Source organism: Aquabacterium sp. NJ1, from assembly GCF_000768065.1.
In the GTDB taxonomy this organism is placed as follows: domain Bacteria; phylum Pseudomonadota; class Gammaproteobacteria; order Burkholderiales; family Burkholderiaceae_C; genus Aquabacterium.
Genome location: NZ_JRKM01000001.1, coordinates 4,432,671 through 4,450,455, shown reverse-complemented (window position 1 = coordinate 4,450,455; position 17,785 = coordinate 4,432,671). Strand labels below are relative to the sequence as shown.

At 65.0% G+C, this 17,785-nt stretch carries 14 protein-coding genes and 2 tRNA genes; 6 read left to right on the top strand and 10 right to left on the bottom strand.

Features of this window, described 5'->3' with window-relative positions; genetic code table 11:
* The first annotated feature begins 76 nt into the window (after nt 1-76).
* Nucleotides 77-2,131: a CocE/NonD family hydrolase gene (locus JY96_RS19210; protein ID WP_152606586.1), complete on the top strand. Its 2,055-nt coding sequence runs from the start codon at nt 77-79 to the stop codon at nt 2,129-2,131.
* Here JY96_RS19210 and JY96_RS22550 read toward each other — a convergent pair whose 3' ends face one another.
* The 6 genes from JY96_RS22550 to JY96_RS19180 all read right to left on the bottom strand — a co-directional run bounded on the left by JY96_RS22550 (nt 2,132) and on the right by JY96_RS19180 (nt 7,809).
* Complete coding sequence (locus JY96_RS22550) at nt 2,132-3,574, bottom strand: sensor histidine kinase KdpD (protein ID WP_052162744.1); 1,443 nt, start codon at nt 3,572-3,574, stop codon at nt 2,132-2,134.
* A gap of 149 nt (nt 3,575-3,723) precedes the next feature.
* Nucleotides 3,724-3,813, bottom strand: a tRNA-Ser gene (locus JY96_RS19200).
* Between the two features lie 44 nt (nt 3,814-3,857).
* Nucleotides 3,858-5,006, bottom strand: a complete 1,149-nt coding sequence (locus JY96_RS19195; protein WP_035039886.1) for a branched-chain amino acid ABC transporter substrate-binding protein — start codon at nt 5,004-5,006, stop codon at nt 3,858-3,860.
* A gap of 49 nt (nt 5,007-5,055) precedes the next feature.
* Nucleotides 5,056-5,772, bottom strand: a complete 717-nt coding sequence (locus JY96_RS23640; RefSeq protein ID WP_052162743.1) for a hypothetical protein — start codon at nt 5,770-5,772, stop codon at nt 5,056-5,058.
* Nucleotides 5,769-6,203, bottom strand: coding sequence for a DNA polymerase III subunit chi (locus tag JY96_RS19185; protein ID WP_035039884.1), 435 nt, complete (start codon nt 6,201-6,203; stop codon nt 5,769-5,771). The genes JY96_RS23640 and JY96_RS19185 overlap by 4 nt, the downstream gene beginning before the upstream one ends.
* A gap of 10 nt (nt 6,204-6,213) precedes the next feature.
* On the bottom strand, nt 6,214-7,809 hold the full coding sequence (locus JY96_RS19180) for a leucyl aminopeptidase (RefSeq protein ID WP_052162989.1): 1,596 nt from the start codon (nt 7,807-7,809) through the stop codon (nt 6,214-6,216).
* Nucleotides 7,810-7,851: 42 nt separating this feature from the next.
* Between JY96_RS19180 and lptF the strand changes: the two genes are divergently transcribed.
* From lptF to JY96_RS19160, 4 genes are read left to right on the top strand one after another with little or no spacing between them, the layout of a single operon-like run.
* Complete coding sequence (gene lptF / locus JY96_RS19175; RefSeq protein WP_035039882.1) at nt 7,852-8,979, top strand: LPS export ABC transporter permease LptF; 1,128 nt, start codon at nt 7,852-7,854, stop codon at nt 8,977-8,979.
* Entirely contained in the window at nt 8,976-10,142 is a 1,167-nt protein-coding gene (lptG, locus tag JY96_RS19170; RefSeq protein WP_035039880.1) for an LPS export ABC transporter permease LptG, read from the top strand. Before lptF ends, lptG begins: the two co-directional genes overlap by 4 nt.
* Nucleotides 10,143-10,174: 32 nt before the next feature.
* The gene (locus JY96_RS19165; RefSeq protein ID WP_035039878.1) at nt 10,175-10,561 is read left to right on the top strand and encodes a sirohydrochlorin chelatase; all 387 of its coding nucleotides are present in this window, start codon (nt 10,175-10,177) and stop codon (nt 10,559-10,561) included.
* A 13-nt stretch (nt 10,562-10,574) separates the two neighbouring features.
* Nucleotides 10,575-11,546, top strand: coding sequence for a CysB family HTH-type transcriptional regulator (locus JY96_RS19160; protein WP_035039877.1), 972 nt, complete (start codon nt 10,575-10,577; stop codon nt 11,544-11,546).
* On the opposite strand, the gene JY96_RS19155 is transcribed toward JY96_RS19160, so the two are convergent.
* Complete coding sequence (locus tag JY96_RS19155; protein ID WP_152606583.1) at nt 11,547-13,484, bottom strand: hypothetical protein; 1,938 nt, start codon at nt 13,482-13,484, stop codon at nt 11,547-11,549.
* A 270-nt stretch (nt 13,485-13,754) separates the two neighbouring features.
* Between JY96_RS19155 and JY96_RS19150 the strand changes: the two genes are divergently transcribed.
* A complete protein-coding gene (locus JY96_RS19150) occupies nt 13,755-14,522 on the top strand; it encodes an oxepin-CoA hydrolase, alternative type (protein WP_035039873.1) in 768 nt (255 codons plus the stop codon).
* Nucleotide 14,523: 1 nt separating this feature from the next.
* On the opposite strand, the gene JY96_RS22540 is transcribed toward JY96_RS19150, so the two are convergent.
* From JY96_RS22540 to JY96_RS19135, 3 genes are all read right to left on the bottom strand, one after another.
* Nucleotides 14,524-15,186 (bottom strand): hypothetical protein, encoded by a 663-nt coding sequence (locus JY96_RS22540; protein ID WP_052162742.1) that lies wholly within the window; start codon nt 15,184-15,186, stop codon nt 14,524-14,526.
* Between the two features lie 106 nt (nt 15,187-15,292).
* Nucleotides 15,293-15,369, bottom strand: a tRNA-Arg gene (locus JY96_RS19140).
* A gap of 13 nt (nt 15,370-15,382) precedes the next feature.
* Nucleotides 15,383-17,695 (bottom strand): cation-translocating P-type ATPase, encoded by a 2,313-nt coding sequence (locus JY96_RS19135; protein ID WP_035043683.1) that lies wholly within the window; start codon nt 17,693-17,695, stop codon nt 15,383-15,385.
* Between the last annotated feature and the right edge of the window lie 90 nt (nt 17,696-17,785).

The window sequence follows — 17,785 nt, the reverse complement described above, 5'->3', positions numbered from 1 at the left end:
GTTGGTCAATCCGGCTATTGGTAGAACTTCGTTCGGTTTCTAGCATGAGGGATCACGACAACAATGAGGAGTCAACGTGAATCTTTCATCGGAGAACGGCACCCGCTTCGTGGTCCGTGGGCTGGTCGCTGCCCTGCTGTCGATCGGCGCAGCCGGCCTGGCCACGGCGCAAACCACCACCCTGGGCACGCGCGGCAGCAACAGCAGCACCAACACGGCCATCACCACGAATGCCGGCAGCACCTGGTCGGAGTACACGCGGGCCGAGCAGTACCCCAAGATCACCACCTTGCCGCTGCAGTTCATCACGATGAAGAACGGCAAGAAGCTGGCCGTGTTTGTATCCATGCCCGCCGATGCCGATGGCAACCCCGTCGCCGGCAACTTCCCGGCCGTGCTGACCCAGACGGCCTACCGCATTGACACCGGCCTGCTGCTGGGCACGTTTGCCACCAAGGGCAACACCCTGCTGGTGGGCGGCAAGGACGAATTCATCATCAAGCGCGGCTATGTGTCTGTGGCGGTGGACATCCTCGGCTCCGGCATGTCAGACGGCGAAGAAGCCTTGATCGGTGAAGCCGAGCAGGCCGCCTATGGGGAAGCCGTGGACTGGGTCACCCGGCAACCCTGGTTCAACGGGCAACTGGGCCTGGCTGGCACCTCCTACCTGGGTATCACCAGCTTGTTGACCGCTGGCCAGCAGCACCCTGCCGTGAAGGCCGTATTCGCCGAAGTGCCGATGGGTGATGCCTATCGCGGCACCGTGGGCACCGGCGGCTTGCTCAATGCCAAGTTCATCAGCATCTGGTTGCCACTGACCCAATCCCTGAGCGTGGCCAATGACCTGGCCAAGTCGCTGCACCCGGAATATGCCGACCAGATCGAAGCAGCCAACCAGGAGCACATCGCGGCCATCAACGACTGGTACCTGCCCACCGTCAACAGCTCTCTGGCCGGCGTGACAGGCTATGCCACGGACGACGGCTCGTTCTGGTCGGTGCGCTCGCCCATCGAAACGGCCTCGAAGATCAAGGTGCCTACCTTCCTCATCGGCGGCTCCAACGACATCTTCCAGCGCGACGAGCCCCTGCTGTACGAGCAACTGAAGAACAACGTCAACGCCAAGCTGGTGATCCTGCCAGGCTCGCACGTCGGGGCCGTTCAAGCCGCCTTGAGCGGTGCCAACAACGCGACATCCAAGGGCGCGCCTGGCGCTGCATCGCTGCTGTTGCAATGGTTCGACCAGTACCTCAAGGGCATGAACACCGGCGCGGCCAGCTTGCCCAACGTCACGCAATACGTACAAGGCTACGGGCTGTTGAGCACTGACCGCTACGCCCGCGCCACCGATTGGCCTCATCCGCAATTGACGCCGCAGCGCATGTACCTGCGCGGCAACATGAGCCTGAGCGCACAAAAGCCCGTGATCGCCGAGCCCTCGCACACCATCAGCGAGCCAGCGGCACCCGTGGTGACCTACGGCGTGAGCAGCAGCGGCAGCACCGTCACGGCCAAGGTCACGCTCAACGATGGCAGCGATTGCTCGATCAGTTTCGTGCAGTGGTCGCTTGGCATTGCCGGCCTGCTGCCCAAAGCCTGCTACTCGAATGACGCGTATGTCGAGAACGCACAAAAGGCACTGGCCTACGAAACACCGATGCTCACCAGCGACCTCTACCTCAACGGCCCGATCCAGGCCGACATCTGGATGAAGGCCAGCAAGACCGAGGCCGCGGTGTCGATTCGCGTGGACGACGTCGACATCTTCGGCCGTGCCACGCCGATCACCAATGGCCTGATGTCGGCGAGCTACCGCGCGGTGGACACCACCCGCTCCCGCTACATCAAGGGCATCATGATCCAGCCCTGGCACCCGTTCACAGCGGCGTCGAAACAGGCTGTGGTGCCTGGCCAACCCATGCTGGTGCCCGTGGAGGTGTTCCCCGCTGCGGCCCTGGTTCGCAAAGGCCACAAGCTGCGCATCGCCATCAGCGCCAGCAACCAGGCTCAAGGTGTGTGGCCCACGCCCCAGCAGGCCGCCGCGAATGGCAACGTGAGCACCATCCTCAACGAGCCGAACTACCCGTCCAGCGTGGTGCTGCCCGTGGTACCCACCAGCGCCCTGAACTGATCAGGCCTCGGTCTGCGGCAACACCAGCCGCATGACCACGGCCTCGCCTGGCTGGTTTTGCACCAGCTGGGCGGAGCCTCCGTGCATGTGCATGACGCGCTTGACGATGTGCAGGCCCAGGCCGTGCCCGCCTGGCTGCAAGGCCCTCGTACCGCGGGTGCCACGCGTGAACAGCTTGTCCAGCACGGCAGGCTCGAAACCTGGGCCACGGTCAATGACGTCGATGTTCAGACCAAGCGGGCTGTCGCTGTCACTCACGCGCACGATCACCTCCGCATCGGGTGGCGAATACACCAGGGCATTGACGATCAGGTTGCGCAGCGCCAGGCGCATCAGGCTGGCGTTCATGTCCGCCGTTCTTGCCGCGGCCAGGCGCTCGATCCGCACCCTGGCCCGACTGTCCGGCGAGATGTCAGCCACGACCAGGGCGAGCAAGGTGTCGATGTCCGTTTCCTGACGCACCATGGCCTCACCGCCATCGAGCAGCACCGCGTCGGTCAGGACGTTATCGATCGACGCCGACACCTGCATCAGCACCGTGTTGGCGCGATTGAGCCGCAGCCTGGCCTCCTGCCCATCCTGGGCGCGCGCCAGCACCGCCGCGGCGCTTTGCAAGGCCGCAGACGCGTTGTTCAGGGGCTGGCGCACCTCATGTGCCATCACGCCCAACATCTCCTCGCGGTGCGCCAGCAACTGCGTGCGCTCGTCCAGCAGCGCGGACAACTCCCGCGAGTGCAGTTCGACCTGCTCGCGTTTCTCCTGCTCACGGCTCAACTCCATGGCGCGTGCCAGCTCGACTTCCCGCGCCGACTCCAGGGCGATGCCGATGTAGCCCAGGTTGCCGTACAAGGCTGCAATCAGCGCCGCCAGAAACGCGAAGACGAACTCCGGGCCAGAGGAAAAGATCACCAATTGCTGCCAGTGGACCGCACTGACCACGCCACGCACCAGCATCGACAAGGCAAACACGCTGTAGGCCACCGACAGCATGGCCGCGCTGCGATAAGCTTTGATGCGAAACAGCCGCCACGCCAGCCAGGCCAGGGTCAGCCCCCCAGCCGTGTTGGCCACAGAGCTGAGCACCACACGAGGCGCATCCAGCGGCACCCAGATCAGCAGCGCCATGTACAGCGCGCTCATCAGCACCCAGGCCACCCCGGACACCCGATAGCCCTCGCTCAGGCCGAGCTCACGCCGAAGCGAGGCGGACCGCAAGGCATAGCTGCCAAAAATCAGCAAGTTGGCCACAGGCAGGCTCAACCACTCAGGTGCGATGCCACGCATGCCGATCAGCGCCGTGCCAATGCCGAAGGCGCCGCCGCCCAGGCACCACAGGGTCACCGTCCGCCCGTCATGCCGCCGCCGCAGGATGGACCACGCCGTCAGAGGCAAGGCGATGTACAGCAGGCCTGCCAGGAAAAATGCAGTTTGCGGGTGGAGCATGTGGGCGCGCGCGCTTGAGTCTTGGAGACAGCTGGATAAGGCCTCCCCTGCAATGTACCGCGAGCCGATTTGAGCGCGCCGTTGTCGCGCATGACAAATGGCCAGAAAGCAAAAAACCCCAAGCGATTGACTCACTTGGGGTTTGCATCTGGCGGAGAGGGCGGGATTCGAACCCGCGGTAGGGATTAACCTACACACGCTTTCCAGGCGTGCGACTTAAACCGCTCATCCACCTCTCCGAAGCCCGCTATTGTAGCAAGGATTTCAGCCTGTTCCGCGGAAATCAGTTCAGTGGCACTTTCTTGCCATTCTTGTAGCTGTAGAGCGTCATGGCGGGGTTCTTGAGTTCGCCATTGGGCTCGAAGGCCACCTTGGCGGTCACGCCCTGGTAAGACGCCTCCACGATCTTGGGGCCGTAGACCTTGGGGTCGACCGAGTTGGCGCGCTTCATGGCATCCACCAGCACCATGGTCGCGTCATAGGTGTAAGGCGAATAGACCTGGAACTGGTTGGGGAACTTGGCGTCGTAACGCGCGCGCCAGGCTTTGCCTGAAGGCAGCTTGTCCAGCGAGGCACCGCCCACGGCGCACACCACGTTGGCCAGGGTCTTGGCGCCGCTGGACAAGTCCATGAGCTTGTCGGTGCAGATGCCGTCGCCACCAAACAGGTAAACCTTGCTCAGGCCCAGCTGCTGCATCTGGCGCAGCATGGGGCCGGCCTGGGGGTCCATGCCACCAAAGAAGATGCCATCGGGTTTCTTGGCCTTGATGGCCGTGAGGATGGCGCTGAAGTCCACCGCCTTGTCATTGGTGTACTGCTGGCTGACCACTTCCAGGCCACGTTCCTTGGCGACCTTGGCAAACACCTCGGCCACGCCTTTGCCATAAGCCGTGCGGTCATCGATGATGGCGACCTTCTTGAGCTTGAGCGTGTCAACCGCGTAGTTGGCCAGGCCCGCGCCCAGGTGGTTGTCGTTGGCCAGCAGGCGGAACACGTTCTTGTAGCCCAGCGTGGTCAGCTCGGGGTTGGTGGCCGAGGGCGAGATCATGGGCAGGCCGCACTGGTTGTAGACCTTGGCCGCGGGGATGGTGGTGCCCGAGTTCAAGTGGCCGACCACGCCGTTGACCTTGGCATCACACAGCTTCTGGGCTGCGGCGGTGCCTTGTTTGGGGTCGGCCGCGTCGTCTTCGGCCATCAACTCGAACTTGATCTTCTTGCCGCCGATCTGCACACCTTGGGCGTTGAGTTCATCCACGGCCATGCGGGCGCCGTTTTCATTGTCGCGGCCGTAATGGGCCTGTGGGCCGGACACCGGGCCAACGTGGCCGATCTTCACGACGGTTTGGGCCTGGGCGGCAGGTACCAGCAAGGCCGCAGCGGCCAGCGCAGCCAGGCTCAGGCGCGCTTGAACAGACAAAACAGATCCAGACATCAGAGCCACCTCAAAATTGATTGATGAGTAAGGAGAAAAAAACAAGGCCTCAGCGCTGGCGCAGCTTGGCCATTTCCTGGGCCACCGAACGGGTGACCACATCACGCATGGTGCGGTTGAGTTCTTCGCGCAGATCCTTCACCAGGGCCTCGGTGTGCCGGGCCAGGATCGGGCCGATGGCCTCACGCAGGCGGAAGTCCAGCATGCCATCGATCTGGCGCTGGACATCCCCCATCACACGCTGGGCCAGTTGGGCTTCGGTGATCTCGGGTAACACCGGCGCTTGAGGCGGCACCAAGGCAGGGGCAGCAAGTGCCTCCACCGGTTTGACCTCATCGGTCACCGTCGGGATCAAGGCGGCCTGCACGGGTTGTGGCCGGGCGAGCGGCGCTGCGGCCGGGGGCACGGCAGGCGCCACCGGCTGCACAGGAGCGGCCGGGGATGCAACGGGCTGCTGCGCAAGGGGCTCGGGCACCACGGCCTCCAGCACCGGCAGGTCGGCCAGCGCCACGACGGCCTGGCCAGGCATGGCCTCCAGCGAAGGCACGACCACCGTGGTCATGGGCGCCCAGGCGCCTCGCCCCTGCTGGCTGGGGGGCAAACCACGGGTGATGATGGGAGAGGCTGCTGGCGTGCCCTGCGCAGGCGCAGCCGGCCGTGCCACATTGTTCAGGCCATCGTCCCGCACCGGGGTGGGTGACAGCAGCTCGATCACCTCGGTCAAGGTGGGCACCTGGGCTGGATTGGGTTGGGCGCCTTGGCTCATTCCTTGACCTCATGCGGCTGTACCTGCCAGCCCATGGCCGCATACGCCTTCCAGCGCTGGCGACCGAGCTGGCGGTCGTCCGGCGCACTGCTGACGATGTCGAACAAGCGCTCGAACCGGGCCATGCCGGGCGGCATCTCCTGCCCCAGGTTGATCAGGATGCCGCGCTCGCCGGGCGCCGTGTCCGGGTCCACCGACAGCCAGATCGGCGTGTCGTGCTGGCGCGGCGGCACGGTCTGCCCAGGCTGCGCCATGACGTGCGGCAGGAACTCCTGATCGTCAAACACCCACAACTGCTTGTCCAGCGTGCGCAGCGTGGCCGCGTCGCCGGTCACGACAACCTTGGCGCCGGCCTTGTAGGCCTTGCGCAAAAGGCGGCAGGCATACGACAGCTTGTCGCCCACGCCGTGATGAAACTCGACCTTGCCCATGGCTACCTTGTCAGGCCTTGGCTGCAGCCTTCTTGGCTGCCACCCTGCCCGCCGTCTTGCGGGGTGCTGCGACACGGCGCGCGGTCTTGCCGGCTGCCGCCTTGGCTTCTGCCTTATGGGGCAAAGGCGCAATCGCATCCTTGCCTGCGGCAGCCTGGTCCAGAATGAACTGGGTCAGCAAGCCAACCGGGCGGCCGGTGCCCCCCTTGGCGCCGCCCGACTTCCAGGCCGAGCCCGCGATGTCCAGGTGGGCCCAGCGGTAGGCCTTGGTGAACTTGCTCAGGAACACAGCCGCCGTGATGGCACCACCCTCGCGGCCACCGACGTTGCCCAGGTCGGCAAAGTTGCTCTTGAGCGACTCGCCGTACTCTTCGTCCATCGGCATGCGCCAGGCGGTGTCCTGAGCGGTCTGGCCAGCGGCCAGCAGCGCGTTGGCGAGCTGGTCATCCGCCGAGAACAAGCCGCTGTGCACGTTGCCCAGTGCCACCACGCAGGCGCCCGTCAGGGTGGCGATGTCCACCACGGCTGCAGGCTTGAAGCGCTCGGCATACGTCAGGGCATCACACAGGATCAAACGGCCTTCGGCGTCGGTGTTGAGCACCTCGATGGTCTGGCCCGACATGCTGGTGACCACGTCGCCCGGCTTGGTGGCCGTGCCGCTTGGCATGTTCTCGCACGTGGGGATCAGGCCGATCAGGTTGAGCTTGGGTTGCAGGTCAGCCACGGCACGGAAGGTACCCAGCACGCTGGCTGCGCCGCCCATGTCGAACTTCATCTCGTCCATGCCGGCACCAGGCTTGAGCGAGATGCCGCCCGTATCGAAGGTGATGCCCTTGCCCACCAGCACCACCGGTGCTTGCGAAGCCGCCGCACCCTGGTAGCGCAGGATGATGAACTTGGGTGGCTGTGCAGAGCCGTTCGTCACGGACAGGAAGGAGCCCATGCCCAGCTTTTCCAGGGCGCGACGCTCCAGCACCTCGGCCTTGATGTGCTTGAACGTGCGTGCCAGGCGCTTGGCCTCATTGGCCAGGTGCGTGGGCGTGCAGTAGTTGGCCGGCAGGTTGCCCAACTCGCGGCCCAGGGCCACGCCCTCAGCCACCGCCTGGCCTTGCGCCAGGCCCGCCTTGACGGCGGCCGCCTCGGACTGAGAAGAGACCACTGTGACCTTCTTGAGCGCACCAGCCTTGGGTGCACTGGGCTTGGTGTGGCGGTACACATAGGTGGCATCGGCCACGCCCAGCACCAGGGCCTTGGCATGCTCTGCACCCAGCTTGAAGCCTTTGGCGGCGGCCACGGCCACATGCGCGGCGCCCAGCTCCTTCACCTGGGCCAGGCCCTTGGCCACCGCCGATTTGTAGGATTTGGGCTTGTTGTCCGCCGCACCGAGCAGCACCAGGCGGGCCGCCTTGACGCCCGCGGGGCGGTGCACATACAACACGCGGCCAGCCTTGAAGGCGAAATCTTCAGCCGCCACAGCCTCTTTGACGAGCTTGTCCAGCACCGCGTCGCCCGTATGGGCATGATCGCTGGCCAGAACCAGCAGCAGCGCGTCAGCGTTGACCTGAGACAGTGCGGGCCCTTCGGCCACGGTGGAGCGGTAGTCCATGCAGTGCAAGTCCATAATGGACGGATTGATTTGATCTGACCAATGTTATTCGATTCCTCCGTGCGCCGCGAACTCTGGCGCAGCTTTATCGGCACCCTGGTGGTGTTGCTCACCGTGGTCCTGACCATGGTGCTGATCCGCATCCTCGGCCAGGCCACCAAGGGCAGCTTCGCGCCCGCTGACGTCAGCCTGGTGCTGAGCTACACCGTCATCGGCCAGTTGCCCATCCTCATTGCCCTGGCCTTGTTCGTGGCGGTGGTGACCGTGCTCAGCCGTCTGTGGCGCGACAGCGAGATGGTGGTCTGGCAGGCCAGCGGTGCGCGGCAGTTCAGCTTCGTCCCGCCGCTGCTGCGCATGGCCTGGCCCGTGCTGGCCGTGGTGGCGTTCTCGACGCTGGTGGCGCGCCCCTGGGCCCAGAGCCAGACGCAGGTGCTCAAGTACCGATTCGAAAAGCGCTCAGACATGGCCCGCGTATCACCGGGGCAGTTCCAGACTTCGGCCGACGGCAAGCGCGTGTTTTTCATCGACAGCCACAGCGACGGCCAGCAAACCGGCAAGAACGTCTTCATGGTGCTGACCGACAAGGGGCAGGAGTCGGTCATCACCGCGCGTGAGGGCCAGCTGCGCATCGACAATGACGTGCGCTACCTGGTGCTGAGCCAGGGTGAACGCATCCAGACGGATCTGGCCACCTCAGAAAAAACGCTGTCGCGCTTCGACACGGCGCGCCTCCTGGTGGGCGAGGTGGTGGACCCGCAAAAGCTGGCACCAGAGGTACGCGCCCTGCCCACGCACAAGCTGCTGGGCGTCCACAGCACGGAAGCCCATGGCGAGCTGAACTGGCGCTTCGGCCTGGTCTGGGCCACCTTGAACATGGTGCTGGCAGGCCTGAGTCTGGCTGCGGGCAACGCGCGCCGCAACAGCAACTGGAACCTGGTCTATGCCCTGCTGGTGTTCGTGGTGTATTTCAACCTGCTGAGCCTGAGCCAGAACTGGGTGAGCCAGGGCAAGCTGGGCTGGATCACGGCTCTGTTGCTCGTGCATGGCGGCCTGACGCTGGGTGCGCTGGCCGTGCTGTGGTGGCGCGATGGCGCCTTGATGCCCGGGCAGACGGTGGCGCGCCGCGCAGGGCCCTCGGGCCGACTCAAACGAGCCGGAGGTACGGCATGAACACCGTTCGCCGACTGATCTTCAGCACGATGATCACGCATGTGGGTTTCGTGACGCTGGCCTTCTCTGCGCTGTTCTTCTTCATCGACTTCGTTGAGGAACTGCAGGACCTGGGTCACCATGGCTACACCCTGACCAACGCCATCTGGACCTGCGTCTTCCTGCAAGGCGCCCACTTTTACGACCTGTTCCCGATCGCGCTGCTGATCGGGGGCATCCTGGCGCTGGCCCGCATGGCCCAGACGTCGGAGTTCACCATCCTGCGCACCGGCGGCCTGGGCCCCGGGCGCGCACTGGCGCTGCTGGGCATCCTGGGCGTGCTGGCGGCCCTGCTCATGGTGGTGGTGGGCAACTGGTACGTGCCCTGGTCCGAAGAGCAACTGGCGCTGCACCGCGCCAAGTTCAGCAACCGGCAGGGCCTCAACCTGGGCCACGGTGGCACGTGGTTGCGCGAACGCCGCGAAGTGTTGGGCAAGGGCTTCCACAACATCACCGTGAACGTGGGTTCGGCCAACAGCCAGGGCGAATTCGGGCTGGTGCGCATCTTCGAGTTCGACACCCAGGGGCGCCTGATCCGCCGCGTGGCCGCCGAGCGAGCCGAGGTCGAAGCGCTGGGTGATGCCACCACGGCCACCGGCTCCGTCTGGCACCTCAAGAAGGTGACGGACACCCGCTGGCTGTCGCACGAGATGGTGGGCGAGCAGGCCGTGCTCGATGGCAGCAAGATCATCGCCGAGACGCATCCGGATCAACTCGACTGGCAAAGCAGCCTGACGCCGCTGGTGGTGTCGGCCTCGGTGCTGCCGCCGGAAACCATGTCCACGCTCGCCCTGTGGCGCTACACCCAGCACCTGGCCACCAATGCCCAGGCCGCACAGCGCTACGAAATCGAGTTCTGGAAGAAGACCTTCTACCCGCTGGTCTGCATGGTGATGGTGGCGCTCGCCCTGCCCTTCGCCTATCTTCACGCACGCAGCGGCAGCATGAGCCTGAAGATTTTTGGCGGCATCATGCTGGGCATCAGCTTCGTGCTGATCAACCACATTTCCAGCCACCTGGGCCTGTTGCACCAATGGCAACCCTGGCTGGCCGCAGCCGCACCCAGCATCGCCTACCTGTTGCTGTCGCTCAGCGCTTTTGTCTGGCTGGTGCGCTACCGCTGACCCCCTTGCTGTTCACGTTTCGAGGTTGATTCATGGACCGATCCGGCATCCTGCTTTTTGCCCATGGCGCGCGAGACCCCAATTGGGCGCGCCCTTTCGAGACCGTGGCCGACCGGCTGCGCGCCCGCGCTGCAGCCAGCGGTGACGAGGTCGAGCTCGCTTACCTGGAGTTCATGTCGCCCAGCATCGCCAAGGCTGCGGCCGACCTGGTGCGCAAAGGTTGCACGCGCATCACGGTGGTGCCCCTGTTCCTGGGCGCCGGTGGCCACGTGCGCAAGGACCTGCCCCAATTGCTGGACGACATGGCCCGCCAGCACCCCGACATCCGCTGGACGCTGAGCCAGGCCGTGGGCGAAACCGACGTGCTGATCCAGGGCCTGGTGGACGCCGCCTGGCAGCTGTCGCAGCCGGAAGACTGAAGAAAGCCGCGCCATGAACCTGCACCAGTTCCGGTTCGTCTACGAGGCCGCCCGCCGCAACCTCAACCTGACGGAAACCGCCAAGGCCCTGCACACCTCGCAGCCGGGCATCTCCAAAGCCATCATGGAGCTGGAAGAAGAACTGGGCGTGGACATCTTCGTGCGGCATGGCAAACGCCTCAAGCGTGTGACCGAGCCAGGCCAGCAGGTGCTGCAGTCCATCGACATCATCCTGCGCGAACTGGGCAACCTGCGCCGCATCGGCGATGAATACGCCATGCAGGATGCGGGCACCTTGTCGATCGCGACCACGCACACGCAAGCCCGCTACGTGCTGCCCGAGCCGGTGGCCGCACTGCGCAAGAAGTACCCGAAGGTGTCAGTCAGCCTGCACCAGGGCACGCCCGAGCAGGTGGCCCAGATGGTGCTGGATGAAACTGCCGACATCGGCCTGGCCACCGAATCGCTCAGCGACTTCCCCGAGCTGGTCACCCTGCCCTGCTATGAATGGCAGCACGTGGTGGTGATGCCGGCCTCGCATCCGCTGACCCAGGTTTCGCGCCTGACGCTGGAGCAACTGGCCGCCGAACCTTTGATCTCGTATCACCCCTCGTTCACGGGCCGCAAGCGCATTGATTCGGCTTTCGCGCAACGGGGCCTGACGCCCAATGTGGTACTTGAAGCGATCGACGCCGACGTGATCAAGACCTACACGCGCCTGGGCCTGGGCGTTGGCCTGGTGGCCGAAATGGCGGTCAAGGACGACCCGACCATGGGCACACCCGGCAGTGAACTGGTCTGGCGCCCGGTGGGGCACCTGTTCGGGCCCAATATGGCCAGGCTGGCCTTCAAGCGCGGCGCTTACCTGCGCCAGTTCGTGCTGGCCTTTGCCGAGTTGATCTCGGATCGCCTGACCAAGGCCCTGATCATGCAGGCCATGCAGTCACCAGCCAATAGCCAGAGCGAAGGCGACTACGGCCTTTGATCAATGCCGTTGATCCGGCGGCGTCACCGGCAGGTCGTCCAGCTGCAGATCCAGGCTCATGCTGGGGCTGACTTCCGGCTGAGCCTTGATGGGGCGCGTGGCCATCAGGGGCTCGATCACGGGCGTCGCGTGAACCGATTCCATCGGCTCGCGACCGGATAAATCCACCACCGGCAGCAGCAGATCCACACTGTGGCGGTCCACGATGTCGCGCTCGGACAGGTCACGCGCCACAGCGTAGAGGAACAGCAACTCGCGGTAGGCTGGCAACTCGAAGGTGTCGTCGCCGCTTTCAGGCCGTGTCAAGGACTTCTCCAGCACAGCCATGGCACGGACAGGCTCCGCCCACAAGGTCTGCAGCCGCTCGATCACGCCGGGGTAGTCTTCCAGCGTGTGTCCTTGCTGCAGGTCGGCCTCCCAGGCTGGCGCATAGGCGTTGAAGCGCTGGTTGAACTCGGCTTGCACGCGCTCATAGTCGGCGCGTTTGCCCACTCGGCGGTAGATCTCCAGCAGCTTCAGGAAGGGCAAGGGACTGGCACCAGTGGTGTGGTGCACATGGCCTTCGAGCAGATCAATGGCCGCGTCGTCCTGCCCCAGCACCACAAAGAACTCGGCTTGCTGCTCCAGGTCGATCAACTCTTCAACCGACACTTCACGCAGCGGCTCGTTGTGCGCCACGCTTGCTGGCGGCGCCTGCACGGCAGGCGGAACCGCGTCCGGCACGAACTTGTGGATCGCCGCGGAGGTCAACGGACTGCTGGGCTCGGTTGCCATGGGGGTGAACACCCCAGCCTCGGTCTGCCCCTCCGCTGCCGGCGAACCTGAGGGAACGTGCACGAACTCCGCAGAGGTGCGCGAAAGCTCCGGCTCGCGGTCCAGATCCGGCTCACTCAGGTTGGACTGAGCCTGAGAGTGCCACCATGATTCATTGCGCTTGCGCTCGTGGCGAAGACGCTGATACAGATACGCGGACAGCGCCAAGGCAGCCAGCATCAGGGCCCAAAGCAGATAGGCCGATTTGCCGGAACTGGATTCCGCCTTTTGAAGGCGCGTCTTCAAGGCCGCCACGTTCTGCTGAGCCTGGTCCCCCTGCTGCTTGAGTTGCGCCAGGCGCTGCTCCAGCTGCTGCAGGCGATCACGGTCACGGGCCATCTGCTCAGGCGACGCGTTGAGCGCCAGCCAGACTGCGGCCGCGGCCTGCCGACGCGCGACCAGCTCGGGCGAGGTCTCCTCTGCGGAGGTGGGCGAACCCAGGGCCGGCGTCATGCGCAGGCTGGGGATCACCATGGCATCCGCATCGGCGGGGTCCAGCAACAGGCGCCCCCCTTCAGCGGGCCCTTGATGGGCCGGCGTGGGCGAGTGCCTGTGCGCCTTGCCAGCAGCCTTCGTCATGGAAGCCTTGCTGGCAGAAGGTTTGTCACCCACCGACACGGCCACATCGGCCATGGTCATGCTGGGCATCACGCCATTTGCAGGCCTGGAAGACTTGGCGGGCCGATCTGCCCGTGCCGGCGCAGATGGTTCTGCATGCACCGGCTTGCCCGAGGCCTCGATGCGGTCGGGCGCTTTGCCCATGGGCAAGGCACCAGGCGGGCTCACCGTGCCCGTAGCGGGCAAGGTGGCGGCCTGGATGGCGTCAGCCACGCTGACGGGCGCGGCTTCGCTGACCAGCGGAACGGACGCGTTGGGCGGGTCCGGGAAAGTGACAATCTTGCGCGTGATGCGTGACTTGCAGCCTGCCGCCACATAAATGGTGACCACGGGCTCGCTGATGGCGATGGAGCTGCGGACATACAGGACGCGATCACGCCCTTCGCCGCCCACCACCTCGGTGAAAATGGCCTTGGGCGAAACCTTTTCATCACCGAAATACACATCGGCGGCGACGCATTCATTGGGTACATCCTCACCCGGCTCAAGGCGAAGGGGGACGCTCACCTTCAGGGTGTCGCCCAAAATGGCTCGGCTGTTTGCGTGACCGAAGCCCAAGCCGTAGGCAGCCCCAGCTGCACACAGCAGCGCCATACCAGCTAGAACCGCGGCCGATACCCGCTTAAAGTTATTCATGTCGGTGCATCATGAGGCCCAGGTTTTGACTCTAGCATGAAGGCTTTCGCTCCCATCTGGTGGGAAGCCCGTGAGAATGCGGCCAACTCCCGACTTTGCGACTTGCTGACAACAAGACATCCGATTTCCCACAAATAAAGCATGACAACCGAACTGCAGACCGAACGACAAGGCCAGACACTGGTGATGACCCTGTCGGGCCCGGCCACGCGCAACGCCCTGTCCCCACAGGTCTACGCTGCCGGCATCGAAACCCTGAACATGGCCGAATCCAGCCCGGACGTGCGTGCCGTGGTGCTGACCGGTGCGGGTGACCACTTCTGCGCCGGTGGCGACCTTCAAAGACTGGCGCACAACCGCCAGCACGACATGCAGGCACAAGGCGCGAACCTGGACGCCTTCCATCAATGGATCGAGGCGCTGCGCAGCTTTCCCAAGCCCGTGATCGCCGCCGTGGAGGGCGTGGCCGCTGGTGGCGGCGTGTCGCTGGCCCTGGCTTGCGACCTGATCGTGGCCTCGGAAAGCGCCCGTTTCGTGATGGCCTACAACAAGGTCGCGCTGTCACCAGACGGTGGCGCCAGCTGGCACCTGAGCAAGGCATTAGGCCGCGCCAGAGCCCTGGAATGTTTGTGGCTGGGTGAGCAGCAATCTGCGCAGCAATGGCAAGCCCTGGGGCTGGTCAGCCGATTGGCGCCCGCCGGCATGGTGCTGGAGCATGCGCTTCAGCTGGCGGAGCAACTGGCGCAGATGGCCCCGCAGGTTCTGACCAGCGTGAAAGAGTTGGTCAACGATTCAGACCGCCCCTTGCGCGCCCACCTGGACGCCGAAAAGCAACACTTCCTGGTGAACCTCAGCCGCCCCGAAGCAGGCCAGGCCATCGAGCGTTTCTTGCAGGGCAAGAGCCGCTGAATCAGTTCAGCTCGAAAGCCACCTGGCGCATGCGCGTTGACAGCTGTGCAAACAGCTTGCCCACCATCTGCAACTGCCCGGACTCCACATTCTGGCCGGGCATGCGCAGGGTGAGCATGCCCCTGTTGAGCGTCATCACCAACAACAGGCCGTCTGTCCACCAGTTGGCCGCGGCGCTTTCGAGTTCCTGAATCGTGGGCGCGTCCAGCCAGGCCTGTATGACGGTCTCGGCATTACAGAACAGTGCATAGCGCTTGGCCAGCATGGCCGAGGCATTGAGGCTCACGCGGGGATGCATGGCCAACCAACGCATTTCGTCAGGCAGGGTGTTGTCGATCTGCGTCTGCATGGCGTTGGTGAAGCGGCTGAACACATCGGATTCGAGTGTCTGGGCCACCACCTTGCTCACCAGGATCATCTGCACATCACCCGGCAGGCCGGTGTCACATCGAAAACGCAACTCGTGCCCGATGATGTAAGGCCGCTGGGACGAACCCCACTCCACGCGCCAGCCCTGGTCGGTCTCGACCACGTAACCGCCGCCGGTCTTGTCCTTGACGCGCTTGAAGGCGAACCCCTGGGATTTGGCCCACGCGGACAGCGCCTGCCCTTCATCCTGCCTGGAAGGCACAGAACCGATCAGTCGCTTGATGGAGGCAAACATGCGGAGGTGGTTCCAGAAGGAACTTTGGGTCTATCCATGAGGCAGTCTACCTGAGCGTTTCCATTCAGATAGCTGAAAAACACATGGCGAAATCCCTGAATCCATCTGGCCTGCCCGGAGGGACTCGAACCCCCGACCTACTGCTTAGAAGGCAGTTGCTCTATCCAGTTGAGCTACGGGCAGCCAAGCTGGCAGTTTAAGCGATGCGCGCAGGCTTCCAGCGCGACAGCCACAAGGCGTTGGTCACCACGCTGACGCTGCTGAGCGCCATGGCCGCGCCAGCCAGCATGGGGTTGAGCCCGCCAAATGCCGCCAGCGGGATGCCGATCACGTTGTAGCCAAAAGCCCACGCCAGGTTCTGCCAGATCTTGGTGGAGGTGCGGCGGGAGATGTCCAGTGCGGCGGGCACCAGCATCGGGTCGCCGCGCATCAGGGTGATGCCTGCGGCCTGCAGCGCCACGTCCGTGCCACCTTCGGGGTTGGCCATGGCCATGCCCACATCGGCAGCGGCCAGCGCCGGCGCATCGTTGAGGCCATCGCCCACCATGGCCACGGTCAGGCGTGCACCGCCCTCGCCTTGCCGCAGATGCTGGATATGGTCGGCCTTGTCACCAGGCAGCACCTCGGCCACCACCTGCTGGATGCCCAATCGGCTGGCCATGGCCTGCGCCGCACCCCGGTTGTCGCCGGAAATCATCACGGTGCGCACGTTCAGGGCATGCAGGCGGGCCACGGCCTCGGCGGCACCTGGCTTGAGTTCGTCACCGAAGGCCATGGCCGCCATGACCTGCCAGACTGGCTCGCCGCCTGCTGGTGCCGCTGCCTGACGCATGAGCCAGGACACCGTGGCGCCGCTGGTGGCCCAGGCATCCGCCTGAACCCTCAAAGAAGGCTCAACGGCGCAAGCCTGTTCTTCCACCCAACGGGCGCTGCCCAAGCCCCAATCCCCCAGCAACTCAACCTGGCCCCCAGCCTCGCTCAAGCGCCCCACCACACCTCTACCGGGCATGGACTGAACAGCTTGCGCGACAAACCGGGGCGCGCCTTCCACGGCCTCCAGCACCGCACGCGCCAAGGGGTGCTCGCTGCCAGCCTGCAGGGCTGCGGCCACCTGCAAGGCCTGTGGCTTGCCCCAAGCAACGCCGAGGGCAGCCGGTTCGTGCGCGACCTGCCATTCAATCAACCGGGGATGCCCCTGCGTCAAGGTCCCCGTCTTGTCGAATGCCACGACCTGCACGCGGTGCGCCGTCTCAAGCGCTTCGGGGTCCTTGATCAGGATGCCCTGGCGTGCGGCCGCGCCGGTACCCGCCATGATGGCCGCGGGTGTGGCCAGGCCCAAGGCACATGGGCAGGCGATCACCAGCACGGCCACAGCGCGGATCAAGGCCACTTCGCCGCCAGCGCCCGACCACCACCAGCCCAGCCCCGTCAACAAGGCCACCAGCAGCACCGTGGGCACGAACACGGCGGAGACCCGGTCCACCACGCGCTGGATGGGCGCCTTGGTCGCTTGCGCATCCACCACACGGCGGATGATGTGGGCCAGCATGGTCTGCCCGCCCACGGCCGTCACCAGCATGACCAGCCGCCCTTCGCCGTTGACCGCGCCACCGGTCAGGCGGTCGCCCTGGTTCTTGGCCACCGGCAAGGGCTCACCCGTGAGCATGGCCTCGTCGACATGGCTGGCGCCTTCGGTGACCGTGCCGTCGGTGGGGATGCGCTCACCCGGGCGCACAACCAGCGTGTCGCCCACCAGCACCTGGGACAAGGGCACGGTCACCTCGCCTTGCGGGCCCAGGCGAGACACCGTGTCAGGCCGCAATGCCTGTAGAGCCCGGATGGCGGCCGTGGTCTGGCGCTTGGCTCGCGCTTCAAGGGCCTTGCCCAGCAAGACCAGGGTGATCACCACAGCCGAAGATTCGAAATACAGATCCGGCCCGCCATGCGCCGCGTGTACGGACTGCGCATGCGTCCACCACAGCCAGCATGACAGCCCCCAGGCTGCGCTGGTGCCCAGGGCCACCAGCTGATCCATGTTGCCGCTGCCATCCTTGAGCGCGGCCCAGCCCGCCTTGTAAAAGCGCGCACCGAGGCCAAACTGAACCGGTGTGGCCAACGCGAACTGCACCCAGGCAGGCCAGAAATGGTGCGCGCCCCAGAGCATGGGCAGCAACAGGGGCAAGCTGGCCGCAGCCCCCAGGATCACGGCGCCCCAGACGTCCCACCAGGGCACCACGGCCTCCACCACCGGCGCATCCGGTTGCTGGATCAAGGCGTGGTAACCGGCATCCTCCACCGCGCTCACCAGGCCAGTTGGGTCCAGGTCACAAGCCTCAGGGCTCAAGGTGACGCTGGCGGTTTCGGTGGCGAAATTGACCTGCGCCTCCTGCACACCGGGCACCTTGCGCAAGGCGCGCTCGACACGGCCGACACAGGCGGCGCAGGTCATGCCCCGCACGGCAAGCTGCACCGGCTCGATCGGCGACGAAGAAACAGAAACGGAGGACATGACGCGGCCTTTGAATGGGTCCATGATGATGGCACTTTCAACCCTGACATGATGTCAAGGTCAAGTCCGCCGAACACCTCACCCTGGTTT

Bases quoted from the DNA above. Each gene is read 5' to 3' on its own strand.
- JY96_RS19160 (WP_035039877.1), top strand. From the start codon at position 10,575: ATGAACCTGCACCAGTTCCGGTTCGTCTACGAGGCCGCCCGCCGCAAC.
- JY96_RS22540 (WP_052162742.1), bottom strand. From the start codon at position 15,186: ATGTTTGCCTCCATCAAGCGACTGATCGGTTCTGTGCCTTCCAGGCAG.
- JY96_RS23640 (WP_052162743.1), bottom strand. From the start codon at position 5,772: ATGAGCCAAGGCGCCCAACCCAATCCAGCCCAGGTGCCCACCTTGACC.
- JY96_RS22550 (WP_052162744.1), bottom strand. From the start codon at position 3,574: ATGCTCCACCCGCAAACTGCATTTTTCCTGGCAGGCCTGCTGTACATC.
- JY96_RS19150 (WP_035039873.1), top strand. From the start codon at position 13,755: ATGACAACCGAACTGCAGACCGAACGACAAGGCCAGACACTGGTGATG.
- lptG (WP_035039880.1), top strand. From the start codon at position 8,976: ATGAACACCGTTCGCCGACTGATCTTCAGCACGATGATCACGCATGTG.
- lptF (WP_035039882.1), top strand. From the start codon at position 7,852: ATGTTATTCGATTCCTCCGTGCGCCGCGAACTCTGGCGCAGCTTTATC.
- JY96_RS19165 (WP_035039878.1), top strand. From the start codon at position 10,175: ATGGACCGATCCGGCATCCTGCTTTTTGCCCATGGCGCGCGAGACCCC.
- JY96_RS19195 (WP_035039886.1), bottom strand. From the start codon at position 5,006: ATGTCTGGATCTGTTTTGTCTGTTCAAGCGCGCCTGAGCCTGGCTGCG.
- JY96_RS19185 (WP_035039884.1), bottom strand. From the start codon at position 6,203: ATGGGCAAGGTCGAGTTTCATCACGGCGTGGGCGACAAGCTGTCGTAT.
- JY96_RS19180 (WP_052162989.1), bottom strand. From the start codon at position 7,809: ATGGACTACCGCTCCACCGTGGCCGAAGGGCCCGCACTGTCTCAGGTC.
- JY96_RS19135 (WP_035043683.1), bottom strand. From the start codon at position 17,695: ATGTCCTCCGTTTCTGTTTCTTCGTCGCCGATCGAGCCGGTGCAGCTT.